The 2596-nt window shown below is 73.2% G+C and carries 4 protein-coding genes; all 4 read left to right on the top strand.

Features of this window, described 5'->3' with window-relative positions:
- A partial coding sequence (locus tag NQ160_RS22120; protein ID WP_257517195.1) for a metal ABC transporter solute-binding protein, Zn/Mn family occupies positions 1–309 on the top strand: 309 nt, incomplete at its 5' end.
- Positions 306–1136, top strand: coding sequence for a metal ABC transporter ATP-binding protein (locus NQ160_RS22125; RefSeq protein WP_257517196.1), 831 nt, complete (start codon positions 306–308; stop codon positions 1134–1136). The genes NQ160_RS22120 and NQ160_RS22125, both read left to right, overlap by 4 nt.
- Positions 1133–2002, top strand: a complete 870-nt coding sequence (locus NQ160_RS22130; RefSeq protein WP_257517197.1) for a metal ABC transporter permease — start codon at positions 1133–1135, stop codon at positions 2000–2002. The genes NQ160_RS22125 and NQ160_RS22130 overlap by 4 nt, the downstream gene beginning before the upstream one ends.
- A gap of 51 nt (positions 2003–2053) precedes the next feature.
- On the top strand, positions 2054–2503 hold the full coding sequence (locus tag NQ160_RS22135) for a Fur family transcriptional regulator (RefSeq protein WP_257517198.1): 450 nt from the start codon (positions 2054–2056) through the stop codon (positions 2501–2503).
- Positions 2504–2596 lie beyond the last annotated feature (93 nt).

A 2596-nucleotide genomic window follows, 5' to 3' on the forward strand; every position in this document is an offset into this window, starting at 1 on the left:
GTCTACCTCGCGCTCGCCGCCGGGCTGGTCGACCTCACGCCGCCGGCATTCAGCGAGGCGGTCGAAGAGGGGCAAGACGTGCCGCCCGCCACCCTGCTCGCTGCCCTCGACGTCATCGCCTCGGGCGACGTCGCGGTGCTGCTGACCAACGCGCAGACCGCCGGCGCCGAGACCGCAGAGGCGATCGATGCGGCAGAGAACGCCGGGGTGCCCGTCGTCGAGCTCACCGAGACGCTCCCCGACGGCGAGACGTACATTGGCTGGATGGAGAACAACATCGCAGCCCTGGCCGCGGCGCTGGACGCGTGAGCGCGGCCACCTCCGCACCCGGCCTGCCCCTGCGCATCACCGGCGCGGCGCTGCGCCGGGGCGATCGCGAGCTGTGGGCGGGGCTCGACCTCGAGGTGCAGCCCGGTGAGCTGCTCGCGGTGCTGGGCCCCAGCGGGTCCGGCAAGACGACGCTCCTGCGGGCGATCCTGGGACTGGAATCCCTCAGCGCCGGACACATCGAGGCGCTGGGACGACCCGTGCGCCAGCGCGGCAACCGCGACATCGGCTACATCCCGCAGCAGCGGCCGCTTCCCCCTGAGACGCCGCTGCGCGGCCGCGACCTCGTCGCGCTCGGCATCAACGGTCACCGATTCGGCTTTCCCTTCCCGCGCCGCGGCGAGCGTGAGCGCGTGGACGCGCTCGTCGACGCCGTCGGCGCGCGCGCCTTCGCCGATCGTCCGGTGGGGCTGCTCTCGGGCGGCGAGCAGCAGCGCCTGCGCGTCGGCCAGGCCCTCGCCGACAACCCCCGCCTGCTGCTCTGCGACGAACCGCTGACGAGCCTCGACCTCGCCAACCAGCAGGCCGTCGTGGGGCTCATCGACGCACACCGGCGCAGGAGCGATGCCGCCGTGCTGCTCGTGACCCACGACATCAACCCGGTGCTCGGCGCCGTCGACCGCATCCTGTACATCGCGGGCGGGCGGTTCACGCTGGGAACTCCGGACGAGGTGCTCACCTCCCGGGTGCTCAGCGACCTGTACGGCGCCCCCGTCGAGGTGCTGCGCGCGGGAGGGCGGCTCGTCGTCGTCGGCGCCCCCGACGCCGAGGCCTCGTCGCACCACCACCACCACGAGGCATCGGCATGAACTGGGACGACATCGGCGACGCGTTCTTCGGCGGACTGGCCGACTACAGCGAGATCCTCGCGCTCGTGCAGAACTCGGTGTGGGCGGGCGCTGTGCTCGGCCTCGTCGGCGGGCTCATCGGCGTCTTCGTGATGCAGCGCGACATGGCGTTCGCGGTGCACGGCATCAGCGAGCTGTCGTTCGCCGGCGCGGCGGCGGCCCTGCTCATCGGCGTCGACGTCGTCACGGGGTCGATCGTCGGCTCGCTCATCGCCGCCGCGATCATCGGCGGGCTCGGTGCCCGGGCACGCGACCGCAACTCGATCATCGGGGTGCTCATGCCGTTCGGCCTGGGCCTCGGCATCCTCTTCCTCTCGCTCTACGACGGCCGCAGCGCCAACCGCTTCAGCCTGCTGACCGGCCAGATCGTGTCGGTGCAGTCCGGTCAGCTCGGCTGGCTGATCGGCATCGGCGCCTTCGTGCTGCTCGGCCTGCTGCTGATCTGGCGCCCGCTGCGCTTCGACTCGCTCGACCCGCAGTCCGCCGCCGCGCGCGGTGTGCCGACGACCGCGGTGTCGCTGACGTTCATGCTGCTGCTGGGTCTCATCGTGGCGGTGGCCGTGCACATCATCGGGGCGCTGCTGGTGATGGCGCTGCTGGTGACCCCCGCCGCGGCCGCCATGCGCGTGGCCTCGGGGCCGCTGTCGGTGCCGCTGCTGGCGGCCCTCTTCGGGGTGGTGTCCGCGGTCGGCGGCATTCTCCTCGCCGTCATGGGCACCCTGCCGGTGAGCCCGTACATCACCACCATCTCGTTCGTGATCTACCTCGTCTGCCGTGTGGCGGGAGGCCGGCGCGGGCGCGTGACGCGACTGCACGAGGCGGCATGACCGCGCCCGCTCTCAGCCGCCTCTTCGGGGCGCCCGCCTAGAATCGGACCCATGGCTCAGCGGAACACCTGGCAGCGAGAGCGCGTGCGCGACGCGCTCGCCGACGCGCCGGGTTTCGTCAGCGCGCAGACCCTGCACGCGACGCTGCGCGAAGAGAACACCGGCATAGGCCTCGCCACCGTCTATCGGGCGCTCGCGGGCCTGGCCGCAGCCGGCGACGCGGACCAGCTGCAGAGCCCCGACGGTGAGGCGCTCTACCGCGCCTGCACCACCTCGGGCCACCACCACCACCTCATCTGCCGCCGCTGCGGACACGCCGTAGAGATCGCCGCGACAGATGTCGAGCAGTGGGCGCACCGCACGGCGGCCCAGCACGGATTCACGCAGGCCGAGCACGTCGTGGACATCTTCGGGGTGTGCGCCGCCTGCACCGCCGCCGCCGCCGGCGCCGCGTCGCCCGCGGCCGCCGAGTCCGCGGTCGCCCGGGAGTCGCTCGCGTGACGAGCGTGCAGCCCCGCCGAGCGCGCCGGCCACGTATCGCGCGCCCCGAACCGGCGCGCAGCACGCGGCTGCTGGTCTCGCTCGGCCTCGGGG

The organism is Microbacterium sp. zg.Y909 (assembly GCF_024626565.1).